The following is a 23,989-nucleotide window of genomic DNA, read 5'->3' as shown; positions in this document are numbered from 1 at the left end:
CCTCACAATTTTTCTAATATTGCGTCCCAAGCCTGATCCATCCCTGCCTTGCTAACAGATGAAAAGAGGATGAAGTCGTCACTTGGGTCAAAGTTTAATTTCTTTTTGATTGCTGATTCATGCTTGTTCCACTTACCACGAGGAATCTTATCTGCCTTAGTCGCAACGATGATAACCGGAATCTCATAATACTTGAGAAATTCGTACATCTGCACATCATCTGCTGACGGGTCGTGACGGAGATCCACCAGACTGACCACAGCACGGAGATTTTCCCGAGTGGTCAAATACTCCTCAATCATGCGCCCCCATTTTTCACGTTCCTTTTTAGAAACGCGGGCATAGCCATAACCTGGTACATCCACAAAACGCATCTTGTCATCAATGTTGAAGAAGTTGAGTAACTGGGTCTTCCCAGGTTTTCCTGATGTACGAGCAAGATTTTTGCGGTTCAACATGGTGTTGATAAAGCTAGACTTGCCGACATTTGAACGCCCTGCAAGGGCAATCTCTGGCAGTTCATCCTGCGGATAGTGGGACTTGTTTGCCGCACTGAGCAGGATTTCAGCATTGTGTGTATTGATTTCCATAGTCACCTCTAGGCTGTTTCTAGGATGGGTTTTTCCGTTCCATCGACAGCTTCTTTTGTGATGCGGACCAATTTCACATTTTCCTGACTCGGTACTTCAAACATAACATCTAGCATGGTTTCTTCAATGATTGAGCGAAGACCACGCGCACCAGTTTTGCGTTCGATAGCCTTATTGGCAATTTCTTGAAGGGCTTCATCGTCAAATTCCAACTCAACATCATCATAAGAAAGCAAGGTTTGGTATTGTTTGACCAAGGCATTTCTTGGCTCCTTCAAGATGCGAACCAAATCATCGACCGTCAATTGCTCAAGAGCAGCAAAGACAGGCAAGCGCCCAATCAACTCAGGGATAATCCCAAATTTTTGAATGTCTTCTGCGATGATTTCTTGCATGTAGGAGCTGTTTTCGTCAATTGCCTTGTTATTTTGGCCGAAACCGATAACTTTTTCACCTAAACGTTGTTTAACGATTTCTTCGATGCCATCAAAGGCACCACCCACGATGAAGAGGATGTTCTTGGTATCCACCTGAATCATCTCTTGTTGTGGATGTTTGCGTCCTCCTTGAGGTGGCACGCTAGCGACAGTTCCCTCGATAATCTTGAGAAGGGCTTGTTGCACTCCTTCACCCGAAACGTCACGTGTGATAGACACGTTCTCGCTCTTCTTGGCAATCTTGTCAATTTCATCCACGTAGATAATTCCACGCTCTGCACGTTCGATGTTAAAGTCAGCGGCCTGCAAGAGTTTGAGGAGGATATTTTCCACGTCCTCACCCACATACCCAGCCTCAGTCAGAGCTGTCGCATCTGCAATAGCAAAAGGCACATTCAAGCTCTTAGCCAAAGTCTGAGCCAAGAAGGTTTTCCCAGAACCAGTTGGGCCAATCATCAAGATATTTGACTTCTGCAAATCCACATCTTCAGACTCTTCACGCGTATCGTGGAAATTAATGCGTTTGTAGTGATTGTATACAGCCACTGCCAAGGCACGTTTGGCACGATCTTGACCAATCACATAGTGATTTAGGATATTGAGGAGTTCGATTGGTTTTGGTACTTCAGACAAGTCTGCCAAAACTTCCTGGGCCAACTCCTCCCGAATGATTTCCTGGGCCAACTCCACACATTCATTACAGATAAAGGCGTTGTTCCCAGCGATTATTTTCTTTACTTCTTCTTGGCTTTTGCCACAAAATGAGCAATAAACCATCATATCATTTTTCCTATTTGTAGGCATGATTTCCTTCCATTCTAATTTATCATTCTATCTAAAATAAGGTCATATAAAAAGCGTGGACACTGTTTACCAGATTGGTAAAAGCATTTAACCAGAGTAAGGCAGACAGTCCATAGCGCTTCTTACGAAAAGCCTGTGCTCCAGTCAAAATACAGATCACACACAAAAAAGCTGTAAAAAATCCAAATATACTGCGCTCCATTAGACTTCCTTTCTATCTCGGTATTCGATGGTAAAATCATAGTCGTTTTTCTCATCTCGGGTGTAAGATTTGCTTGCTACTGTCTCAAAACGAGACAAGTCAAACTCCTCAGGAAAATAGGTATCTCCCTCCACCTGAGCATGAATCTGCGTCACGATGATTTCATCTAAATAAGGCTCAAAAGCCTGAAAAATCTGCTTGCCACCAAGGATATAGAGATTTTTTTCCTGACTCTGATACCACGCTAAAACAGACTCCACATCTTGAAATACGAGCGCCCCATCTATGACTTCTTCGCTATTTCGCGTTAAAATCAGGGTTTGCCGTTTTGGAAGCAGACGACGTCCCATTCCATCAAAGGTTACACGGCCCATTAAAATGGCATGATTCAAGGTTGTTTCTTTAAAATGTTTTAACTCTGCTGGCAAATGCCAAGGGAGACGATCTTCCTTCCCAATCACACCTTTTTCATCTTGGGCCCAAATGGCTATGATTTTCTTTGTCATGCTTCCGTCCTTTTTATTGATACTACTATTTTATCAAAATTCTCCCAAAAAGGCTGTTTTGAAACGCGCGCAAAAGAGAGAAAAGGAGCAGGCTTCATTCAGCCTGCTCCTCTCGCCCTTAGGACATATATTTTTTTGCTTCTGATTCGATTTTTTCAACCACTTCTTGGATACTTAGTCCAGTTGTGTCAAGGTAAACTGCATCCTCAGCCTGTTTGAGAGGTGAGGTTTCACGATGACTGTCCTTGTAGTCACGCGCAGCAATCTCTTCTTTCAACGTTTCCAAATCTGTCTCAATGCCTTTGGCAATATTTTCCTTGTAACGACGCTCTGCTCTTTCTTCAACAGAAGCCACTAGGAAAATCTTGAGTTCAGCTTGTGGTAAAACAACTGTCCCGATATCACGCCCATCCATGACGATACCACCTTGCTGAGCAATCTCTTGCTGGAGCGAAACCAGTTTCTCACGCACTTCAGGAATGGCAGCAATGCTTGAAACCTTGTTGGTCACTTCATTTTCACGAATCGGATGCGTAATCTCAACATCCCCTACAAAAACAAGTTGCTCACCTGTTTCTGAACGACCAAAACTAATGGGGTGTTGGTTAAGAAGCTCAAGAAGTTGGTCTACATTTCCTGCATCCAACTGGTGCTTGAGCGCTATATAAGTCGCAGCACGGTACATAGCACCTGTATCGAGATAAGTGTAACCAAAATCTTTAGCGACAATCTTTGCGACCGTACTCTTACCACTCGAAGCTGGACCATCGATAGCAATTTGAATTGTCTTCATGACCGACTCCTATCTTGTCTTAATCACATCACCTGGGTTGGCAAACCAAGATCCAGATGACATGTGAGAAGGATTTAGGGCTTCTAGCTGGGCAATGGAAATCCCTGCACGTTGAGCAAGAGCTGCTTCTCCCTCTCCAGGCTGTACTGTAAGTGTTCCTTCACCCTCTGTAGTATGTTCTTCCGAACTGCTCTGTGAAGGTGTTGATTCAGAAGAAGTTGTTTCCTCTACCTTGCTACTTGAAGATGATGATTCTTCCACTTTAGAACTTGAACTTGTAGAAGGAGACGATGCATCATAGAAGTCCTTCAAAGATGATGTACGATTGCTTCCACCGGTTGATAGGTAAATCAATACAACTACCATCGCTACAACAATTACAAAGAAGAAGCTAGCTAGAACCGTTAAGACACGATTCGCAACAACGCCTTTCCCTTTTTGTTTCCGGTGTCGACGCTCTGATCTTGTTTCTTCCTCATTGTTTTCGTAAATATCTTCTTGCCATGGTTCTTTTTCCATACCTTACTCCTTGTTTTTTTTACATTTTCTTATTACAATATAAATATGAAAGTCACACTTATACCCGAACGGTGCATCGCCTGCGGGCTTTGCCAAACCTATTCTGAACTCTTTGATTACCATGATAATGGAATCGTTCGATTTTACGATGATCCAGTTGAATTGCAAAGAGAAATCGCTGAGACCAGCGATGTTCTGGAGGCCATCAAAAATTGTCCTACACGTGCACTCCTAAAAGATCCATCGTAGGAAGCAGGGAATGAATGTTATTGATTTTTTCTCATTTTTCCCACACTTACTAGTTTAGCATATTTCTAGGTAAAATTATAGTCTTTTTTGGTTATTTTTTTCCTTCAATAATAGAAAGGTCACTTTTTTCTTTGACGAGATAGAGTGGTCTTTTTTTGGTCTCTAGATAAATCTTACTGATATACTTGCCTAGAATTCCAATGGTCAGGAGTTGAATCCCTCCAAGAAAGAGAATGACAGCCATCAGAGAGGTCCAGCCAGATGTCGGATTTCCCAAGATAAGGGTCCGAAACACCACAAAAACAGTCATCATAAAAGAAATAAAACAAGATAGGAGTCCCGCTACAAAGGCTATACTCAAGGGAAAATCTGAAAAGTTAAGAATTCCTTCAATCGAGTAGAAAAAGAGTTGTCTAAAACTCCAACTGGTCTTGCCAGCCTGTCGTTCAACGTTTGGATAATCAAGATAGTGCGTTTTAAAACCCACCCAGGCAAAGAGTCCCTTAGAAAAACGATTGGATTCGGTCAGTGTTAAAATAGCATCTACCACAGACCTTCTCATCATGCGAAAATCACGGACACCTGAGGGCAAGGCTACTGGGCTGATTTTTTGCATGAGGCGGTAAAAGAGGTTCGCACAGAGACTACGGAAAAAGGGTTCTCCCTCCCGACTAGTTCTCCGTGTCCCAACACAGTCTATGTCTGCATTTTGGTCTAGTAAGGCTTTCATCTCAAGTAGCATACTAGGAGGATCCTGAAGGTCTGCATCCATCACGACCACCAAGTCTCCAGTTGCATGCTGCAAGCCTGCGTATAAGGCTGCCTCTTTCCCAAAATTTCGTGAGAATGAGACATAACGGACCGCAGGATTTTGCTCCCGATAGGCCTTCAAAAGCTCCAAGGTTCCATCGTTTGAGCCATCGTCTACAAAGACATATTCGACTTCTGCTCCCAAGTCAGGAAGCAGAGCTTCCACAGACTGATAAAAAAGAGGAAGTACTTCCTCTTCGTTTAGACATGGGACAATGATTGAAATCATCATCTTAGTCTTCAAATCCATTTGGATGCTTGCTTTGCCAACGCCACGCGTCTTCACACATTTGGGTGATGTCGAGTTCTGCTTCCCATCCGAGCTCTGCTTTGGCTTTTGCTGGGTCTGAGTAGCAGGCAGCGATATCACCTGGGCGGCGTTCTACGATGCGGTAAGGAATAGGACGTCCCACTGCTTTTTCCATATTTTGGATAATTTCAAGAACTGAGTAACCTTTACCAGTCCCAAGGTTATAAATGTTTAGACCTGAACCTTTTTGAAGTTTTTTCAAAGCTGCAACGTGACCTTTGGCTAGGTCTACAACATGGATATAGTCACGAACACCAGTTCCATCTTCTGTATCGTAATCATCTCCAAATACTTGCACTTGCTCTAGTTTGCCAACTGCTACTTGTGAAACATAAGGCAAGAGATTGTTTGGAATTCCGTTAGGATTTTCTCCCAAGTCTCCACTTTCATGCGCTCCGATTGGGTTAAAGTAACGAAGTAATACCACGTTCCATTCTGAGTCTGCCTTGTAGATATCGGTCAAAATTTCCTCTAGCATGAGCTTGGTACGACCGTACGGGTTGGTCACTGAAAGCGGAAAATCTTCTAAGATTGGAACTGTATGAGGGTCTCCGTAAACTGTCGCAGAAGAACTGAAGATGATGTTCTTACAGTTATTTTCTTCCATGGCTTTTAGAAGGCTGACAGTTCCAGCGATATTGTTGTCATAGTAGGCAAGAGGGATGCGTGTTGATTCGCCAACAGCCTTCAAACCAGCAAAGTGAATGACACCAGTCGGCTCTTCCTGCTTGAAAATATCTCTGAGGGTATCTGTGTCACGGATATCTGCCTCATAAAAAGGAATCTCGACTCCTGTGATTCTTTCAACAACTTCTAAACTTTTACGATTGCTATTGACAAGATTATCCACCACAACGACTTGATGACCTGCTTGGATCAACTCAATAACAGTGTGGGTTCCGATAAATCCAGCACCACCAGTTACCAAAATCTTTTCTTGCATCTTTCTTCCTCGATTCTCGGATTATTTTTTCTTATTTTATCATTTTTGATAGGGAATGTCATTTGACATCCTAAACCACCTGCTAAAATTTTAGTAAAATGCTTATACTCTTCGAAAATCAAATTCAAACCACGTCAGCGTCGCCTTACCGTACTCAAGTACAGCCTTCGGCTAGCTTCCTAGTTTGTTCTTTGATTTTCATTGAGTATTATTCGCTTTTTACTCGTTTGACATAGTTTGCAATTGGATAGTTTACTGGGGCCAAGGTCAACTCCTTGTCTTGGACCAGTTGAGCTAGATGATACCCGATGATCGGACCCGTTGTGAGACCTGATGAACCTAGACCACTAGCCACATAAACACCCGCTAAGCCTGGCACCTGTCCAAAGAAAGGGGAGAAATCACTGGTATAGGCGCGAATTCCTACACGCTCACCTGATGATTTCGCTTCTGCCAATGCTCGATAGTGAGGTAAGGCTGCCTCCTCCATTTGTTGAAGCAAGGTTTCATCCACCGTCAAGTCAAATCCCATATCATTTTCATGAGTAGCGCCTAAGGACAATTTCCCACCTGCAAAAGGGATCAAATCCCACTCCCCCTCTGGCATGACAACAGGGTAAGATGCTAGGTCTTCGGAGAGCTGATAATCTCGGAGTTGCCCCTTTTGGGGACGAACATCTACCTCATATCCTAAAGGTTCCAAAATGTCCCCCAACCAAGCTCCCGTCGCTAGAATAAGCTGATCAAACACCTCTTCGCCAATCTGATAGCCAGTTGCTAAAGGTGTCAGACTCACTTTTTCTTTGACCAGCTTGACTTGACTGGCTTCTAGCAGACGAGTCACCAAGAGTTGGCCATCTACTCTCGCTCCGCCAGAAGCATAGAGCAAGCGGTCGAATCCCTGCAAGCCAGGGAATAATTCATTTGCAGACGCTTGGTCTAAAATGGCTAATTGACCTATCAAGGGAGATTCTTCCCTACGCTGGAGTGCTAGTTCATAGAGTTCTTCTAACTTAGATTCATCCTTTTTCAAGAGAAAAACTCCCGAACGCTGGTAAAAGTCGATTTCCTGTCCTGACTTTTCTAAATCAGCCAACAAATCCACGTAAAAGTCAGCTCCCAAGCGCGCCATCTTATACCAGGCTTTATTACGGCGTTTTGAAAACCAAGGACTGATAATTCCCGCTGCAGCCTTGGTTGCTTGCCCCTTTCCATGGTCAAAAACGGTCACCTCTAGGTCACTTTCTTTCGAGAGGTAGTAGGCAGCTGTTGCCCCCACAATCCCTGCTCCGATTATGGCTACTCTTTTCATTGTCTTCACCTTCTAACTAGATATGGTGGAAAGGATTAGTCGATGCCTGACTAGGCAAGATATCAATAGTCCAGCTATTTTCTGCCTTCCATTGATTAAGGAGGTCAGCGATTTTTTCCACAAAAAGCACTTCGATATAATGTCCCGGGTCCAGCCCCAACAAGCCATCAGACAGCATGTCTTGGGCAGTATGGTAATAGATATCCCCAGTGATATAGACATCAGCTCCTTTTTCCAAAGCATCAGGATAGAAAGACTGACCACTACCACCACAGATGGCTACTCTTGAAATTTCTTTCAGCAAATCACTCTCTTGATAATGCACCATGCGAAGACTATCAAGACCAAAGACTTGCTTGACATGCTGAGCAAATGCTCCAAAAGTCTGTGGTTGAATGTCACCAATACGCCCAATCCCACGTTCTGGGCCTGTTTCCTGAAGATAAGTCGTCTCCTTGATACCTAGCATCTGGCAGAACCAGTCATTGAGGCCATTATCAACGATATCAATATTAGTATGGCTGACATAAACTGCGATGTCATGCTTGATGAGATCAATGTAAATCTGATTTTGCGGACGGCTAGCAACCAAGTCTTTGATGGGACGAAAAATCGGCGCGTGCTTGGCGATAATCAAATCCACACCCTTTTCAATAGCCTCTGCCACCGTGTCTTCACGAATATCAAGGGCAACCATGATCCTTTGGATATCCTTGTCTAGAGTCCCGATTTGCAGACCACGACTGTCTCCCTCCATAGAAAATTCTTGCGGACAAAAGGCTTCATAACGTTTAATCACTTCACTTGCTAACATGGAGCACCTCCTTGATGGCTTGAATCTTATGAGCTAGAACTTGACGTTCCTCCAGATTTTTTTCTGGGATTTGACTAAGAGCAAACTCTAGCTTAGTAGCTTCTTTTTGCCATTTTTGAACAAAGACTGGACTGATCTCTTTGGACAAGAAAGGACCAAAGCGAAGGTCACTGGCTGATAACTTCATTTGTCCCGCTTCCACCACCAAAATCTCGTAAAACTTGCCAGCTTCTTCTAAGATGCTTTCAGCTACAATCTGAAATCCGTGCTCTTGTAACCAGATGCGCAAGTCGTCTTCACGATTATTTGGCTGGAGAATCAAACGCTCTACATTAACTAACTTGTCCAAGCCTTCTTCCAATATGGTAGCAATCAAACGACCTCCCATGCCAGCAATGGTGATGACTGACACTTGGTCAGTCTCTTCAAAGGCTGCCAAGCCATTGGCTAAACGGACTTGGATTTTCTCCTTTAGACCGTGAGCCTCAACATTTTTAACCGCAGACTGATAGGGGCCTTCCACAACCTCACCTGCAATGGCACTTTTGATTTTTCCTCTTTCAACCAAGTCAATAGGTAGATAAGCATGGTCACTTCCCACATCTAGTAAAATAGCTCCCTGTGGTACAAAGGACGCCACCAATTCTAATCTCTTTGAAATCATCTTCTCTCACTTTCCAAAACTCTGTTACCTCTTATTATACCACATTTCATACTCTTCAAAAATCAAATTCAAACCGCGTCAACGTCGCCTTGCCGTACTCAAGTACAGCCTGCGGCTAGTTTCCTAGTTTGCTCTTTGATTTTCATTGAGTATCAGCTAGCAATCTTGCACCTAAAAAGACCGCAATCCACAGATTGCAGTCTTTCTTTATTTTCTAGCTTGATAACGACTGGTTAAGATAAATATCACAGTAAAGACAGCCATCATGACAAGGTAAACAGGGAATGTTTGTCCTGTAAGTGTCGAAATTTCAAGCAACTTTTGAATCATTGGGAAGAGAGCTGTAGCTAGGAAGCCTCCTACTGACCAAACAATCAAGAGGACACGCCAGAGGGTAAATGGCATGCAGGCTCTAAATACGGATAAGAAACCGATAGACCCAAGGAGATAATAGAGTAGGGTTGAGATTTCTAACTCTGACCAACCTTGGCTAGCCCCAAAGATTTTGACAAAAAGAACACTGAAGACGACCATAAGGGCACTTGGTAGGGCACGAAGCATGGATCTTCTGAGGAAATTTGGCTCAACAGGTTTGATATTTCGCTCAAAGGTCAGAACGAATGGCGGGAAACCTTCCACGAACTGGTCGACCATGGTAATCTGAATCGGAATGAAAGGGAAAATCAAGATCCATTCAGACCGTCCCAGAAGAGCACTGGCGATACAGATGACTGCGAGCAAGAAGGAATAGATGGTCTTTATCAAGAAAATCGGTGCAATATGGGCAATGTTATTGACCACACGACGACCTTCAAAGAGAATCTCAGGAACATCATTAAAGTCTGAGTTCAAGAGAACCAGATTGGCAATCTGACGCGTCGCAGGATCTCCCTCAGCCATCACGATAGAACAATCCGCCTCACGAAGGGCCAGAATATCATTGACTCCGTCCCCTGTCATAGCCGTTGTATGACCCGCTTTTTTCAGCGTTTGGATGATGAGTTTCTTTTGATGAGGGGAAACACGTCCGAAAATAGCTGTCTCTTCAGCCATGGCAATCAATTCCTCATCCGTAATTTTCGAGCAATCTACATAGCTGTCATAGTCTGCAAATCCAGCCTTCTGGGCAATGCTGGAAACAGTGACTGGATTGTCACCAGAGATAATCTTGAGGCCCACTTCCTGAGAACGGAGATAGTCCAGCGTCTCAGCGGCTCCTTCTCGAATCGGGTCCAAGATCTCCAGCAGTGCCAAGGCTTGAATATCAGATGGTTTTTGTGGCTTGTAGTGGGCTAGTTTTTCGTGACTGAGAGCCAAGACCAAGACACGAGAACCTCGCTCCAAGGCCTCTCTAGCTTCAGGGACTTCAGAGTCCAGCAACATCTCAGGCGCACCTAAGAAAACCGTTCCTAGCCCTTCTAACTCCATAGCCCCCCACTTGCGGTCGCTTGAGAAAGGAAGATTCGAAAGCATAGGATAGGCAACCTGTCCTTGGAAACGCTTGCGAATAGCCTGGGCTGTTGGATTTTTATCCTCACTATGGGCCATATAACTGGTCAGAATGCTGGCAATAGCCTCTTCACCATAAGTTTCCGTCAGAGGAAGAAAAGCCTCCACTTGCATCTTTCCTTGGGTGATGGTCCCCGTCTTGTCCAGACAGAGCATATCCACGCGCGCCAAGGTCTCGACAGAGTACATCTCCTGCACCAAGACCTTTTTCAAGCCCAGCTTGATCACCGCAGTCAAGAGCGAAGTTATGGTCAAAAGGGCGATTCCCTTGGGCAGCATACCCAAAAGGGCTGTTGACGAATTTACAACGGATGACTTGAGGGGCAAGCCTTTTAAAATAAAGGCCTCTAGCAGGAGAGCTAGACCAAAGGGAATGATAATCTTCCCAGTAAAACCAGCTAGCTTGTCTAGCGATTTCATGATACGGGAGTTGATCGGTTTCACTGTCTTAGCTTCCAGCATGAGTTTGGAAGCATAGTTGTCTGCCCCGACATGGTGAACTTGAGCCAAAACTGCGCCACTGGCTAGGAAACTCCCTGATAAAAGCAAGGCATCCACTTCTTTTTGCACCAAATCACTCTCACCCGTCAACATGGCTTCATTGACTTCCGCAAATCCTTCCAGAACCAGAGTATCACTAGGAATCTGCTCCCCAGCAGACAAACGAATGACATCTCCTAGAACCAACTCTTCTGGATTGAGAGCGACTTCTTGACCCTCACGGATGGTTTTGACCTTTTCCTTGGTCATGAGATTGAGCTTGTCCACCATATGTTTGGCCCGTAGCTCAGTCACAATCCCAGAAAAAGCGTTAAAGCAGATAACGGCAAAGAAAACCAGATTGCTCCAAGCCTGTACAAAGGCAAGCGCTAGGGCAATAACAAAGTTTAATGCGTTAAAAAGTGTAAAAACATTTCGTTTGATGATTTGCCAAGTACTGGTACTGGCTGAAGCGGTAAAGTCATTGACCAAACCTTGAGCCTGTCTTTCCTTGACTTCTCTTTGGGTTAATCCCATAATCTTATTTTTATCCATAAATTCTATCATATCATTTTTTTTAAAAGAATTCTAATCCCATCTAAAACTGTTGGCTGATAACTGAAAAAGTTTGCCAGTAGTCTTTTGATAAGGTATAATAATAAAAGCAATACAATCGAAGGAGTTCTCATGTTTTATACTTATTTGCGTGGACTAGTCATGCTGATCTTGTGGTCCATCAATGGCAATGCTCACTACCACAATACTGATAAAATCCCTAGTAAAGATGAAAACTATATCTTGGTCGCACCTCATCGTACCTGGTGGGATCCAGTATACATGGCCTTTGCGACCAAACCAAAACAGTTCATCTTTATGGCCAAAAAAGAGCTATTTAACAACCGCATATTTGGCTGGTGGATCCGTATGTGTGGGGCCTTTCCTATCGACCGGGAAAATCCTAGCGCTTCTGCTATCAAATACCCTATCAATGTCCTCAAAAAAAGTGACCGTTCCCTTATCATGTTTCCCAGTGGTAGTCGCCACTCAAACGATGTCAAGGGTGGCGTAGCCCTGATTGCCAAGATGGCCAAAGTCCGTATCATGCCGGTTACCTACACAGGTCCTATGACCTTGAAAGGCTTAGTCAGCCGTGAACGTGTAGATATGAACTTTGGAAATCCTATCGATATCTCAGATATCAAGAAAATGAATGATGAAGGGATTGAAATGGTTGCAGACCGCATCCAAGCTGAATTCCAACGTTTAGACGAAGAAACCAAGCAATGGCACAATGATAAAAAACCAAACCCACTCTGGTGGTTTGTCCGCATCCCAGCCCTCATCCTTGCTGTGGTTGTTGGTATCCTAACGATTATCTTTACCTTCATTGCAAGCTTTATCTGGAATCCAGATAAGAAGAGAGAGGCTCTTGGTTAAAAAATACAATTATCCCTTGGCTTTTGCCAAGGGATATTTCTTTTATTCGATTTTCCATTTTTGGGACAACCAGTTGGAAAAGGCTAGAAATCGCTCAGCAACTTGCTCATGATGCCCATAAGGATCAAAGACAAATTGACCAGTTGGATAGCGTTGCTGAAGGCTGGTATGGATCTGCTCAGCATAGGCTGGAGCTTGAGCCAAGCGATTGGTATGATGGGCTCCTTCTGTTTGACCATTCTGTAAATACAGCAAACAGTCCAAATTTTTCACCCTTTCATCCTTGCAATAAGTCGTAAAATCAGGAAACCAAAAGGAACCGCAGATAGAGAAGATACAGGAGACCTTGTCAAAGCTGAAAAGACTGTATACTGCTGCCAGACCACCTAGTGAGTAACCTCCATAAGCAAGGCGATTTTTGTCCAGACGATAAAGTGACTGCAACTTGTCTAAAAGATCTCCAAATAAATGACCATGATAGGTATTTGCCTGACCGCCAAAATCTGGAGCCCCATCTCTCAGAGCAGCTGCCTTCCATGGAGTGTAATCGTCTAGGCGATTTTTAGAGGTCAAACCAACTAAAATTACAGATTCTGAAAGGGAAGATAGAAAATCCAAGTTTCCATCATTCAAGAGAATAGCTGGATAGGTTTGATTAGGGTCATAGGTCGAAGGAAGACTGACTTTGACTTGGATCCCTTCCCAATCAAACTCATTATTTATTGATAAAGTCATTGATTTTCTCAAGGGAATCAATCACTGCTGGACCATAGTCCATCAACTCATCGTAAGAAATGGTCATGATTTTTTGATTCTTAATAGCAGGAACATTTTCCAAAACTTCATTTGCCTTCATCAACTCTACTGCGTTGGCATCCAATTTTTTGTTGCGGTCACTAGTTACATAGATAATCAACTCCGGATCCATTGACACGAGATTTTCCAAGGTCAAGCCTGATGTTCCCGTTGCAACGTTAGTATAACCAAGTTGATTTAGAAGGCTCTCTTGCAAAGCAGACTTGTAAGCGCCGAAGGTTTCGTCGTTATAAGCAACCATAATCAAAGCCTTTTTCTTTTCACCTTGGCTTGCTGGGTTTGCTTTCTTAACAGCGTCAATTTTAGCTTGTAATTGGGCTGCGTATTCATTAGCCTTGTCCTGAACATTGAAAATCATTCCAAGATTTTTAACGTCTTCTACAATATTTCCCAAATCTTGCTGAATCGTTGAGAGAGAAGCTTTTTGCGTATAGACTGGGATTTTGTTTTCATTCCAAGTGCTAACTGTTCCCAAGGATTTTTCAGAAAACATCATGTTTCGACCCATCACAGCGTCTGGCTCATAAGAAAGGACTGTTTCTTGTGAGACTGTTTTTTTATCGCCAATTTGAGGAATCGTCGCAATCGCGTCCTTGTATTTGTCCGTCACAGCATTGTCCGGGTTGAGCATGCCAGCAATTTTATCCTTCAAGCCTAACTCCAATAAGATTTCAGTGGTTGAAAGATTGTTGGTGATAACTTTTTCAGGTGCCTTGTCAAAAACTTGTTCGACTTCATTCCCTTTAACGTCATAGGTTTTGACCGTTAGTGGATAAGTCGTCTCTGTGCTGGCCTTTTGACTTGTTTCTGTGCTAGACTGTGTGGTAGTTTTTTCTGTAGTAGTGTTACCACAAGCTGCCATAGTTAGGGTAGCTACTGTTACGAGTAAAATGCTTAGTGTTTTTTTCATTTTGTTTTCCTTTTCTTTCTTATAAATAGTGAATCATCGCTTGCTGATCCTCGGTCCAAGTAACCTGACTTTGAACTCCGTATACAGTTTGCAATGACTCAGGGGTGATGGTCTCCTTTGGAGTCCCTTGGTAAAGGATTTCTCCCTCTTTCATCAGATAGAGATAATCCGAATAGCGACAAGCAAGTTGAATATCATGCAGAACAGCTAAAACATTGACCTTGAGATTCTTCACAATGGCCAACAAGTCTAGTTGATACTTGATATCCAGGTGATTGGTTGGTTCGTCCAGAAGCAAGAGAGTCGGTTCTTGCGCCAAGGCGCGGGCTAATAAGACTCGCTGCTTTTCTCCACCTGACAGAGACGAATAGAGACGAGTTTTCTTCTCGAGCATATCCACCTTGACGAGAGCATCTTGAACGAGGGCATAATCTCTTTCCTTTTCCTTCTGTAAAAAAGAGAGGTGGGGAGTTCTTCCCAGCAAGACGATTTCCTCAACTGTACAATCAAACTGCAATTGATTAAACTGGGTAACAACTGCCATTTGCTTGGCTGTTTCTTTGAGTGACCTATGCTCCAGTGGCTTTCCATCTAGGCTTATCAAACCTTTTTCCGCCTTTTCCTGACGATAGAGGAGTTTAAGCAGGCTGGTTTTCCCACTTCCATTTGGTCCTAGTATCGTGTGAAATTGATGCCCCTCAACCTTAAGAGAAACTCCTTTGAGGATTTTTTTCTCTCCCAGTCCAAAGTGGACATCCTGACAAATCAAGTCCATATCAGGCCCTCACCTCCCTTCGCCTACCTCCAACAATGTAGATAAAGAAGGGAGCACCTACTAAGGCTGTGAAAATACCAATCGGCAACTCAGCGTTTGGAATGATGATACGGGAGAGTACATCTGCCCAGATGACAAAGAGGGCACCCAGCAAGGTCGCAACAGGAAAAAGCCTCTTGTAATTCGTTCCTACTAACCCTCGAGCTAAGTGAGGAGTAATCAGTCCAACAAATCCAATAATCCCACAAGTAGCCACCAAGACAGCCGTCAGCACAGCCACCACGGTCACGTAAAGATACCAATAGAAGCGTAAGGGAATTCCCAAAGTTAAAGCAGCCTCATCTCCCATCATCATCGCATTAAAAACACGATACTGAGTAGCGAAAAATAGAAAGGCTAATCCTACTACTATAGTTGGCAGGACTAAGTCAGACCAAGTAGTCCCTGCAAGCGAGCCCATAGTCCAAAACTTAATGGTCATCACACTGTCCGCATTAGCGCCAACTGAGATAATAAAGTTGGAAAATGCCAGAAAGAGAGCATTGACCACCGTTCCTGATAAGATCAGACTAGAAGTCGTCATCCTTCCCTGCATAGAGGCAATGATAAGGACAGCGATTGTTGCCAAAATAGCTCCAAGGAAAGCTCCAAGGCTAATCACCAATTTTAAACCAAGAATGATGCTCAAAGTTGCCCCTAGAGTTGCACCCGCAGAAATTCCTAAGACATAGGGCTCTGCGATGGGATTGTTCACTGTAGACTGCATCACGCTACCACACATAGAAAGACCAGCCCCTACTATCAGACCTAACAATACTCGGGGGAATCTCATGTTCCATACAATGGCAAGAGTGGACTTGGAAACCTCTCCTATCTCAAGAGGAAAACCCAACCTGCTCAAAATAATCCGATAGGTATCTCCTAGATCAATCGCAACGGATCCCATTGAAACTGCTAGAAAGAGCGAAATCCCTAAAGTAGCTAGCAAAATACCTAAAAGTAACACAAATTGCAGGTCCCGTCGGCTTCCAGAAAATTTGGAAAGCATGCAAACCTCCTTTGATAGAATCTTAAAAATTTAGAAAATTCTCATAAAAAGTATACCATATTTTCAACAATGGAACAAGATGAGAAAAATAAATATAGTTGGTCTTACAGTGCTAATAATCGTAACCGAAGATTATACTTGGGTATATCGAGGTAAAGTGACAACATAAAAAGCCCTCTAAAATTAGAGAGCTGATTTGAGCCCGGGCTAAAATCCTAGTGAAACAAAAAAATCTACACGATCAGAAAAGTCTCTATCGTGCCATTTTCATACATGATGTATAGTCCAAGTAGAATGAATACTATGGGCACAATGATTCGCTCGTATTTTTCAATTGTCTCGAATATTAACGGAATAGAGGATAACATCCGACTAATCTCGCAAAAGATAATTATGCCGATTACAAACACAAGCAACGCCACGAGGGTCTGTGACCAATCTAACGAAGCAAAATAAGGTATATAGATACCTAAATTATCTCCGCCAGACGCAATTGTCAGCAATGTAACTGTCCAAAACAGTTGATTTGCCTTGCTTTGTTCTAATCTTTCAATAATTTCTTCCTCTTCTTCCTCACCTTCTCCAACAATTGCAAAGCGAATCCCTAAATAGATAGGGATTAAACCAAGCAATCCAACCATCCATTCTTCAGGCATGAAATTAACGACATAAGCAGCAACTAAACTCGCCCCTACAAGTAAGCCTGTTCCTAGATATTGCCCCGCATAAATATGCCATTTCTGTTTTTTCTGTGATAGCTGTGCAAATAAAATAATTAAAATAATTAAATAATCGATACTGGTGGAAATATAAACACCAATAGCAGATATGATTGTCTGTCCCATAAAAACCTCCTGTATTAGTTAGTAATAAATCAGCAGATTTTAGGAGAGCACAGACACATTAATTTAGCTATCGCTAGTGGGTAATGTCGAACGTAGGAAAGCATTTTACTCCTCCTCAAAACGTAGTTACAAAGTAATTTCTAACTGGAATTCGGTGACTACTTCCATGTAAAGTATAACATACTATACTTTACTTCGTAAAGTGTGGGCTCTCCGAGGGGGCTTGCAGACAGTTACTCGGCTTGAAAAGCCGAGTAACTGCGCACCTTCATGGTGTCATTAGCTGATACTATTTGAGGTTTTTGTAGTCTCCAAAATTGTGACCGATAAAACCGAGGTTAAGTTGAAGAGACGGAGCCGCAGGTTTTTGTAGTCTCCAAAATTGTGACCGATAAAACATAAACATGATTAATTGGAAATTGCGTTTAGTTTTTGTAGTCTCCAAAATTGTGACCGATAAAACACGTGCAAATTTATCTTTATCAATTACGAAGTTTTTGTAGTCTCCAAAATTGTGACCGATAAAACTCAATAAAAAAGCCCTCTGAATATCAGAGAGCTGATTTGAGCTTGGGCTAAAATCCTAGTGAAAAAGATAAAACTCCTTGTGTTCATCGAACACTGTGTCCTTTCCCTATTTTCATACTGATTTTTAACGCCCTTAGCATCATGATTCTTGCTGGATAAAACGTTTATAGACTAAGCGGCAAGCCGAAGATTGTACAAAAATGTTAGTGAAACAAAAAATCTCCCCGAAGGGAGATGATCTGGTTTATTTTACCTTACAGTGCTAGGAACCGTAACCGAAGATTATACTTGAGTATATCGAGGTAAGGTGACAACGCAACAAAGCTACCCAATTTAGAGTAGCTTTATTATCAAGATATGCTCAATTGAACACGGCCTAAGCACTTGGCAAAAAAGATAAAATCTCCTAGAAACTGAAGTTTCTTCGTCAATTTTCCTATTTTTGCTTTGTGTTTTTGACGGCCTTTGTATCTTGAATTAGCGACGAAGTCCTAGAGAGTTGATCAACTCACGGTAACGGTTAACGTCGTTTTTACGCAAGTATGCAAGCAAGTTACGACGGCGACCGATTTTCTTCATCAATCCACGGTAAGTAGCGTGGTCTTTTTTGTGTTGTTTGATGTGTTCGTTAAGGTGGTTGATTTCCCAAGTAAGGACAGCAACTTGAACCTCTACTGAACCTGTATCACCTTCGTGACGTGCATATTGTGCGATGATTTCATTTTTTTTCTCTTTTGAGATTGCCATGATGTTTCTCCTTTTTATTTGGCTTCATCCGAGTGACAGGTTGGCATGCCTGTAACCAAGAAGAAGTTATTTGTCTTTACGACAGTTCTTATTCTACCAAGAAGCAGGGACTTTGTCAACTGATTTACTGTTTAAAACCATGAATTACTCTACTGATTTCAGAGCTTCGAGCATATCTACCTTTCTTACAATCAAGTCACTCTTTACTATCATTATAAGGCTTTTTCAACTAGTTGAGAACTAGAAGCAAAAAACAAAAAAGCCTAGGAACCCTAGGCTTTCTGTTTATAGATTATTTTCCAAGGTAGTATTCAGAAACTACGTTCAATTTTTCGTCAAATTCGAATACCAATGGTGGGAAGTTAGGGATTTCCACGTCCATGATTTCGTCATCTGACAAGCGTTTGATGTGTTTTACAAGGGCACGGATTGAGTTACCGTGAGCTCCTACGAATACGTTTTTACCATCTTTAAGAGCTGGAGCGATTTTGTCTTCCCAGAATGGAAGGGCACGTTCCAAAGTCACTTTCAAGTTTTCAGCATCTGGGATAACTGAGTCGTCAAGTGAAGCGTAACGACGGTCAGTGTGAGCTGAATGCTCATCATCACGATCCATGTTTGGAGGCAATACATCGTATGAACGACGCCAGATGTGAACTTGCTCATCACCAAATTGCTCAGCAGCTTCAGCTTTGTTTTTACCAGTCAAACCACCGTAGTGACGTTCGTTCAAGCGCCATGATTTTTCAACTGGAACCCACAATTGGTCAGAAGCTTCAAGAGCCAAGTTTGTTGTTTTGATCGCACGTTTCAATACTGAAGTGTAAGCTTGGTCAAATTCGATACCAGCTTCTTTGATCAATTTACCAGCGTCAATCGCTTGTTGTGTACCTTTTTCAGACAAATCAACATCAGCCCAACCAGTGAAAAGGTTAGCTTTGTTCCATTCAGACTCACCGTGGCGAGCAAAAACCAATTTTACCATTAGATGGATTCTCCTTTTATTTTTCGAGGTTTCCCTCGTTTATCTATTCTATTTTACACAATTTTTCACAAAAAAGCTAGTTAAAATCAACTAAAAAGAGAGAACAGTGTCCTCTCATCTAGTTATTATTAATTCGCGATATTCAATCAAGAAACGATTGCAATTATTTGTTATTTAAAGCATCAATTAAACGATCAGTATTCTTAGTTACATTAGTATCATTGTAACGATTATGAATTAGACCTTCAATTGTTTCTTTGCAATTTTCAAGATTAGCTTTTTCAAATACTACCACACTGACAACATGTGTTCCACCAGAAGTAAGATGCAAAACTAGTAGAGTTTGAAAAGCACTTAGCACTGTTAATACACCATAAGCCACTAATATCAATCCCCCGATAAATGAATTTTGCATCATTGAAAGGCCGATAAGAGCGAAAATGATACCCCAAGCAAATGATTTGAAATCAAGACGAAATGAACTATCTACACTTGCAACATGATCAACAGGAATGGTTTTATTTTGAGAACCCAGTGGAATAACTTTTAAAATAGTATTAGGGTTAGAAGTTTTTATAAAGACTCCCTCTAAAGTAATGGAAGCTTTTAAATACGATGCAATGAAAGATTATTTCATAATATTCTCTTTTTATTTTTTCAAGTTGTATTACATCATGTTTTCTTATAAACAAAGTATAAATTTCTAATTATCTTTTTATATTTTCTTAAATGCTCGTAAAGCCTTATTCTATGTGCTTTCGAGTATTTTTACTGTAGGAAGATACTTCACGTTTCTTTGCATATTTCCTCATGTCTTAGCTGTCAGAAGTGGTAAATAAGTAGTAAATTCATTTGTACTACTAAGCAACAAGACGCTCCTGTTGCTTCTCTTTATTCAAGCGTTTCATTTCTGCCATTGCAGAATCGAATGTTGCATGTGCGTAATAGTTCAGCGTCATGGCTATATTAGCATGTCCCATAATGTACTGTAATGCCTTTGGATTCATTCCTGCATTTGCATAGTTGGTACAGAATGTATGTCGCAAACTATGTGGAGTGATGTGTGGCAATTTATCCTCGTTATACTTATTGTATTTCTTAACAAGACCTTTCATCATGCCGTTGTAATCACTTGCCACTTTTGGATAGTTCTTTCTATTAAGAAAGAGGAAATCACTATATCCATCAATCTCAACACGCTTATCATTCTTTCGATTCGCTAACACTCGCTTAAATGCTTGATAGGCTTCTTCAACCATAGGAACTTGACGTTCGCCACTTTTGGTCTTTGGTGTTTCAATGTAGTACCCAATTTCAGTATCTCTCAATAGCTGATGGTCTATATTGACAAGACGATTCTCAAAATCTAAATCTGGAAGTGTCAAACCACCAAACTCTGAAATACGAAGACCTGTTTTTAAGAGTATCAGAATTTCATCATAATTTTTGCTGTAGGTTTTATCAGCTTTTGCAAAGGCTAACAGTTTTTCTTCCTGTTCTTCTGTTAGTACGGTCTTAGGGACAGTATCATCATCAAGAACTGCTTTCAGTTGAAAGTCAAATGGATTCTTCCGAACACAATCATCTTGTATAGCAATATAGAATGAAGCCTTTAAAGAACGTTTGTAGTTATTGATGGTTTGATAAGCATAACCATTTTCACTCATTCTAATAGCCCATTCTTTAGCGTCTGATGGCTTAATACTGTCAATACTTCTTGCACCTAACTTGTCTTTCTTCAAAATATCCATAAGATATTTGCGTCCAGTTTCAGTATTTTTTCTAACCTTTGGTCTTTGAGCGTTCTGTTTTGCGTAAAGCTGGCAGAGTGTCATTTTCTTTCCTACAACATCAATACCATCATGAATGTCTTTCTGTAACTCTGCGATTTTCTCTCTAAGTGAGATACAATCACGCTTTCCTGCTGGTACTAGGTCTGTAGCCACAAGTTTCCACGAGTAAACAAATTGCGGTTCTCCAAATGAATCTATATATTTGTATAAGTATCTTCCGTCTTTTCGTTGGCTCTCTCCAGTCTTTAAGATTCGACCTTTATTGTCACGTCTTTTTTCTGACATGGCATTTGCTCCTTTCCTTTATGGAAAGAGCCTTGATACGACTTAATACTATTTTATCATATACAAGACCCTTTGGCGACGCTAGATTGCGTCCAATGTATCTATAATTTTTTCAAATTGTTTTCGTTTAATCTGAATACGATTGCCATTCATAATCAGCCAATTTGCATTTTTATTTTCCTCTGCCAAGCGTCGTAGCTTGTTTTCGCCAATACGAAAATATTTTGACGCTTCTTCAATGGTTAGGGTATAACGTTCCCAAATAGGAATGTCAGTCTGCTTCATAAAATCCTCCTTTCCAAATCACTTATTTGGATTTCATAAAAGTTGTTTTACCAGCAATCGAACAGCTTTAGCAAAGCTCACGGGAGTTCCACCCCTGCATGGTTCTCATGTAGCCATACTCATTGCCTGCGACGGTTTTATCACGCTCGGACTATTGACTGTATGGGAGTATCATTATCACGATAAGAATGTCGTTGCAGGCAATCCTGCTAAAGATTGCTTCTCGGATCACTAACATGAATCGCTCGCTATCTTTATAAGATAGGTCATGGCGGTTAGTTCCGTTGGCTCTTTTCTTATCGAAACGTATTCGATTACTTTTATTCAGTTTTCAAAGAACAATGGCTCGTTAGCCTATCAAAACACATTGAAAGCTCAATATGCTTTGGTGGAATAACAAACCTCCCTGTTCGGGAAGCGTGGAATGGTTTAGCACGCTTCCACGAAAAAATGGGACTATTTAATTTCGAACGATAAAATCTTAGAGATGAGTTTCGTTTCCATTCTGCCACGTAGGGTTTCATCAATAACCATATGAGAATTTCCATATTCGTCTGTCATGCGACGTAATGAACGTTTTGAGGTATACCCTCGATAATGTTTAACAATCTGATTAATTGCTTCCACGTCGCCATCTGTCGCCTTTACAATGAGGGGGAAGGGGACCCTTGGATAGGCTGTTTTCATTCTTTACACTCCTTCATGAATTCTTTAATCATGGCTAGTCCACTTATTCGATGACGATAAACAGTCGAACGATTCAAATTTAGTAACTCCGCAATCTCCACATCACTCATATCCATAAAGTAATGAAGTAAAATAATGTTCCGTTTTTTCTCTGAAAGATGACGCAGGGCTTCACTTAATAAATCACTTTCAACATTGATTCTTAATCCAAATAATTTAAATAGTTGGAAATCAGTGACGTACGTATCAACAGTAGAAAAAGAGTTGACAAGGTAGTTATCTATATCAGAAAACGAGACTTCTTTTGCTGATAGTCTGTCTAGATGTTTGAAGTAATCTTTTCGTTCATCTTCAATAACTTGTTTGCAGATATAGTCAAACTGATTTTCTATGGTTTCTTGAAAAGAAGATGGTTTCATGTTTCTCACCCCCTTTCTGTCTAGGAAAGGAAGTGAGCCTTGCTCTTTTATCTCCTTTCACTCTTAGTCCCAATGTGAAAGGGGGATTTGTTGCATTACTGATGAATAAACTTTGTAAAAAAGTTCTGAATAACCAAAAAAGCACACAAACAGATTGATTTCTCTGTTTACATGCTTTTATTTTTCTATCTATATGATTTATAAAACCACATTGGTGGACGTACTTATCTATTGCAGATAGACGACTTTTTTTGATAAATACTCAATGTGGGGAACTTGATTGTATGTGATATACTTCATGGCGACTTTGACCTCCAACAAACCGCCATTTGGAAGTAAGATACAATATTTTAACAGCATAAATAGCACTACCATATAACGGTTTTTTTTATTGGCGTTTAGTAGTGCTTTTTATTAAATATGAACCTATAAACTATATAACATGTTTTTCTATACCTGTTTCTAATTCAGTAGGAACAATAAAATGTATAGAGGTGGTCTACTATGCGTAAAAAAGAAGATAAATATGATTTTAGAGCCTTTGGTTTAGCCATTAAAGAAGCTCGATTGATTCATGATTATATCGATCAACCAAAATATTCAAAAGCTTGCGCATCATTGGATGATGGATTCGAAGACGCCTTTCAATATACCGTACAAGGAAATTCCCACAATCGACTAAAGAGTACCAATCTAATTGAACGACTGAATCAAGAAGTACGCAGAAGAGAAAAGATTATTCGCATCTTCCCCAATCAAACATCAGCCAATCGCTTAATTGGAGCCGTTCTTATGGACCTACATGATGAATGGATTTATTCTTCAAGAAAATACATCAATTTTGATAAGTAGAAATGGTAAAAACATTGTATAGCATTTTACACAGGAGTCTGGACTTGACTCACTTCTATTTTTCATTTTTTTAAACTATTTAATACTAATGTCTTTTATAATAGCTTTTCATATATTATATAATCAATCTTTATAAGTCCTTTTATAAATTTCTTTTCTACCATTTTCGATAAATTCCTGTTTAATATTTTTAATTCCATAAACAATAGTTTCAATAGGATAATATTCTTCAACTATATCTTGATATTCTTTTGCTTTCTCAATATCTATATTTCCATACATTCTTAATATATCTTCTCCAAAATTTGTTCCTATTTCTTCTTCACTATCTTCAAGTAAGTATATAAAATCACAATATTCATCTATAATTCCAGAATCTCCAAAATCAATTATTCCAGTTAATCTATTATTGCCATCTAACAATAGATGATTACAACTAAAATCATTATGGCATAAACACTTTTTACCCTCAAAAACTGTTGTTGCATTTAGTCTTTCCATAAAACTTTCTATATAATCTTTTTCTATATCAGTTAAATCATTATAAATAGTTTCACGAGTCAAGTCCAGACTCCTGTGTAAAATGCTATACAATGTTTTTACCATTTCTACTTATCAAAATTGATGTATTTTCT

General features: G+C 41.0%; 26 protein-coding genes and 4 pseudogenes. 5 read left to right on the top strand and 25 right to left on the bottom strand.

Translation table 11 applies throughout. From position 1 onward, the window contains the following. Positions 1–2: 2 nt before the first annotated feature. The 5 genes from yihA to ACIY19_RS05395 all read right to left on the bottom strand — a co-directional run bounded on the left by yihA (position 3) and on the right by ACIY19_RS05395 (position 3,851). Positions 3–590, bottom strand: a complete 588-nt coding sequence (yihA, locus tag ACIY19_RS05415) for a ribosome biogenesis GTP-binding protein YihA/YsxC (protein ID WP_000405203.1) — start codon at positions 588–590, stop codon at positions 3–5. Positions 591–598: 8 nt separating this feature from the next. Next, positions 599–1,831, bottom strand: a complete 1,233-nt coding sequence (gene clpX, locus ACIY19_RS05410; protein WP_409002878.1) for an ATP-dependent Clp protease ATP-binding subunit ClpX — start codon at positions 1,829–1,831, stop codon at positions 599–601. Between the two features lie 201 nt (positions 1,832–2,032). After that, complete coding sequence (locus ACIY19_RS05405; RefSeq protein ID WP_409002877.1) at positions 2,033–2,539, bottom strand: dihydrofolate reductase; 507 nt, start codon at positions 2,537–2,539, stop codon at positions 2,033–2,035. Positions 2,540–2,657: 118 nt separating this feature from the next. Next, positions 2,658–3,332, bottom strand: coding sequence for a (d)CMP kinase (gene cmk / locus ACIY19_RS05400; protein WP_000849409.1), 675 nt, complete (start codon positions 3,330–3,332; stop codon positions 2,658–2,660). A gap of 9 nt (positions 3,333–3,341) precedes the next feature. Continuing rightward, on the bottom strand, positions 3,342–3,851 hold the full coding sequence (locus tag ACIY19_RS05395) for an SAG1386/EF1546 family surface-associated protein (protein ID WP_409002876.1): 510 nt from the start codon (positions 3,849–3,851) through the stop codon (positions 3,342–3,344). Between the two features lie 45 nt (positions 3,852–3,896). Here ACIY19_RS05395 and ACIY19_RS05390 point away from each other — a divergent pair, with 45 nt between their 5' ends. After that, positions 3,897–4,100, top strand: coding sequence for a ferredoxin (locus ACIY19_RS05390; RefSeq protein ID WP_002874767.1), 204 nt, complete (start codon positions 3,897–3,899; stop codon positions 4,098–4,100). A gap of 75 nt (positions 4,101–4,175) precedes the next feature. Here the strand turns inward: ACIY19_RS05390 and ACIY19_RS05385 are convergent. The 6 genes and pseudogenes from ACIY19_RS05385 to ACIY19_RS05360 form a co-directional block, all read right to left on the bottom strand. Further along, positions 4,176–5,160 (bottom strand): annotated as a pseudogene (locus ACIY19_RS05385) (glycosyltransferase family 2 protein). Next, on the bottom strand, positions 5,144–6,163 hold the full coding sequence (gene galE, locus ACIY19_RS05380; protein ID WP_001156532.1) for a UDP-glucose 4-epimerase GalE: 1,020 nt from the start codon (positions 6,161–6,163) through the stop codon (positions 5,144–5,146). Before galE ends, ACIY19_RS05385 begins: the two are co-directional and overlap by 17 nt. 208 nt (positions 6,164–6,371) lie before the next feature. After that, positions 6,372–7,475 carry an NAD(P)/FAD-dependent oxidoreductase gene (locus ACIY19_RS05375; RefSeq protein ID WP_409002875.1) on the bottom strand — a complete coding sequence of 368 codons (1,104 nt, stop codon included), beginning with the start codon at positions 7,473–7,475 and terminating at the stop codon, positions 6,372–6,374. A 16-nt stretch (positions 7,476–7,491) separates the two neighbouring features. Next, positions 7,492–8,289: a Nif3-like dinuclear metal center hexameric protein gene (locus ACIY19_RS05370; RefSeq protein WP_316717067.1), complete on the bottom strand. Its 798-nt coding sequence runs from the start codon at positions 8,287–8,289 to the stop codon at positions 7,492–7,494. Continuing rightward, positions 8,276–8,953, bottom strand: a complete 678-nt coding sequence (locus tag ACIY19_RS05365) for a tRNA (adenine(22)-N(1))-methyltransferase TrmK (protein ID WP_316717068.1) — start codon at positions 8,951–8,953, stop codon at positions 8,276–8,278. Before ACIY19_RS05365 ends, ACIY19_RS05370 begins: the two co-directional genes overlap by 14 nt. 207 nt (positions 8,954–9,160) lie before the next feature. Next, complete coding sequence (locus ACIY19_RS05360) at positions 9,161–11,497, bottom strand: cation-translocating P-type ATPase (RefSeq protein ID WP_409002874.1); 2,337 nt, start codon at positions 11,495–11,497, stop codon at positions 9,161–9,163. Positions 11,498–11,629: 132 nt separating this feature from the next. On the opposite strand from ACIY19_RS05360, the gene ACIY19_RS05355 reads away from it, so the two are divergent. Further along, positions 11,630–12,379 (top strand): 1-acyl-sn-glycerol-3-phosphate acyltransferase, encoded by a 750-nt coding sequence (locus ACIY19_RS05355; protein ID WP_000500169.1) that lies wholly within the window; start codon positions 11,630–11,632, stop codon positions 12,377–12,379. Between the two features lie 42 nt (positions 12,380–12,421). Here the strand turns inward: ACIY19_RS05355 and ACIY19_RS05350 are convergent, their stop codons facing one another. The 10 genes from ACIY19_RS05350 to ACIY19_RS05305 all read right to left on the bottom strand — a co-directional run bounded on the left by ACIY19_RS05350 (position 12,422) and on the right by ACIY19_RS05305 (position 21,396). Continuing rightward, positions 12,422–13,114 carry an alpha/beta hydrolase-fold protein gene (locus tag ACIY19_RS05350; protein ID WP_247924308.1) on the bottom strand — a complete coding sequence of 231 codons (693 nt, stop codon included), beginning with the start codon at positions 13,112–13,114 and terminating at the stop codon, positions 12,422–12,424. Then, the gene (locus tag ACIY19_RS05345; RefSeq protein WP_125441269.1) at positions 13,095–14,105 is read right to left on the bottom strand and encodes an ABC transporter substrate-binding protein; all 1,011 of its coding nucleotides are present in this window, start codon (positions 14,103–14,105) and stop codon (positions 13,095–13,097) included. Before ACIY19_RS05345 ends, ACIY19_RS05350 begins: the two co-directional genes overlap by 20 nt. Before the next feature lie 19 nt (positions 14,106–14,124). Next, a complete protein-coding gene (locus tag ACIY19_RS05340) occupies positions 14,125–14,880 on the bottom strand; it encodes an ABC transporter ATP-binding protein (protein ID WP_045592395.1) in 756 nt (251 codons plus the stop codon). A gap of 1 nt (position 14,881) precedes the next feature. Next, positions 14,882–15,928, bottom strand: coding sequence for an iron ABC transporter permease (locus ACIY19_RS05335; protein ID WP_045592397.1), 1,047 nt, complete (start codon positions 15,926–15,928; stop codon positions 14,882–14,884). 233 nt (positions 15,929–16,161) lie between these two features. Beyond that, positions 16,162–16,773 (bottom strand): CadD family cadmium resistance transporter, encoded by a 612-nt coding sequence (locus tag ACIY19_RS05330; protein ID WP_045592399.1) that lies wholly within the window; start codon positions 16,771–16,773, stop codon positions 16,162–16,164. Between the two features lie 1,005 nt (positions 16,774–17,778). Beyond that, positions 17,779–18,048 (bottom strand): 30S ribosomal protein S15, encoded by a 270-nt coding sequence (rpsO, locus tag ACIY19_RS05325; protein WP_001018251.1) that lies wholly within the window; start codon positions 18,046–18,048, stop codon positions 17,779–17,781. 292 nt (positions 18,049–18,340) lie between these two features. Continuing rightward, positions 18,341–19,033 carry a phosphoglycerate mutase gene (locus ACIY19_RS05320; protein WP_000240130.1) on the bottom strand — a complete coding sequence of 231 codons (693 nt, stop codon included), beginning with the start codon at positions 19,031–19,033 and terminating at the stop codon, positions 18,341–18,343. A gap of 163 nt (positions 19,034–19,196) precedes the next feature. Continuing rightward, positions 19,197–19,451 carry a hypothetical protein gene (locus ACIY19_RS05315; RefSeq protein ID WP_409002873.1) on the bottom strand — a complete coding sequence of 85 codons (255 nt, stop codon included), beginning with the start codon at positions 19,449–19,451 and terminating at the stop codon, positions 19,197–19,199. 442 nt (positions 19,452–19,893) lie between these two features. Continuing rightward, positions 19,894–21,111: a tyrosine-type recombinase/integrase gene (locus tag ACIY19_RS05310; RefSeq protein WP_409002872.1), complete on the bottom strand. Its 1,218-nt coding sequence runs from the start codon at positions 21,109–21,111 to the stop codon at positions 19,894–19,896. Between the two features lie 81 nt (positions 21,112–21,192). Then, positions 21,193–21,396, bottom strand: coding sequence for an excisionase (locus tag ACIY19_RS05305; RefSeq protein WP_000814511.1), 204 nt, complete (start codon positions 21,394–21,396; stop codon positions 21,193–21,195). On the opposite strand from ACIY19_RS05305, the gene ACIY19_RS05300 reads away from it, so the two are divergent. Next, positions 21,380–21,631 (top strand): hypothetical protein, encoded by a 252-nt coding sequence (locus ACIY19_RS05300; RefSeq protein WP_001845478.1) that lies wholly within the window; start codon positions 21,380–21,382, stop codon positions 21,629–21,631. The two genes, ACIY19_RS05305 and ACIY19_RS05300, sit on opposite strands and share 17 nt — an antisense overlap. 221 nt (positions 21,632–21,852) lie before the next feature. Here ACIY19_RS05300 and ACIY19_RS05295 read toward each other — a convergent pair whose 3' ends face one another. The 3 genes from ACIY19_RS05295 to ACIY19_RS05285 all read right to left on the bottom strand — a co-directional run bounded on the left by ACIY19_RS05295 (position 21,853) and on the right by ACIY19_RS05285 (position 22,862). Then, positions 21,853–22,083, bottom strand: coding sequence for a helix-turn-helix domain-containing protein (locus ACIY19_RS05295; protein ID WP_000845143.1), 231 nt, complete (start codon positions 22,081–22,083; stop codon positions 21,853–21,855). Then, positions 22,080–22,502: an RNA polymerase sigma factor gene (locus ACIY19_RS05290; RefSeq protein WP_000804879.1), complete on the bottom strand. Its 423-nt coding sequence runs from the start codon at positions 22,500–22,502 to the stop codon at positions 22,080–22,082. Before ACIY19_RS05290 ends, ACIY19_RS05295 begins: the two co-directional genes overlap by 4 nt. Positions 22,503–22,730: 228 nt before the next feature. Further along, entirely contained in the window at positions 22,731–22,862 is a 132-nt protein-coding gene (locus tag ACIY19_RS05285) for a hypothetical protein (protein ID WP_004249786.1), read from the bottom strand. Between the two features lie 144 nt (positions 22,863–23,006). On the opposite strand from ACIY19_RS05285, the pseudogene ACIY19_RS05280 reads away from it, so the two are divergent. Both ACIY19_RS05280 and ACIY19_RS05275 read left to right on the top strand, forming a co-directional pair. Then, positions 23,007–23,072: pseudogene (locus tag ACIY19_RS05280) on the top strand (XRE family transcriptional regulator); the annotation flags it as partial. Beyond that, positions 23,070–23,354 (top strand): annotated as a pseudogene (locus ACIY19_RS05275) (transposase); the annotation flags it as partial. The pseudogenes ACIY19_RS05280 and ACIY19_RS05275, both read left to right, overlap by 3 nt. Before the next feature lie 123 nt (positions 23,355–23,477). Here ACIY19_RS05275 and ACIY19_RS05270 read toward each other — a convergent pair. Continuing rightward, a pseudogene (locus ACIY19_RS05270) lies at positions 23,478–23,918 on the bottom strand (aminoglycoside phosphotransferase family protein); the annotation flags it as partial. Positions 23,919–23,989: the final 71 nt, after the last annotated feature.

The sequence above is a fragment of the Streptococcus sp. ST14 genome, assembly GCF_046098195.1.
Lineage (GTDB): Bacteria > Bacillota > Bacilli > Lactobacillales > Streptococcaceae > Streptococcus.
Note: the sequence above shows the minus strand (reverse complement) of the source record. Positions and strands in the feature narration are given on the sequence as shown.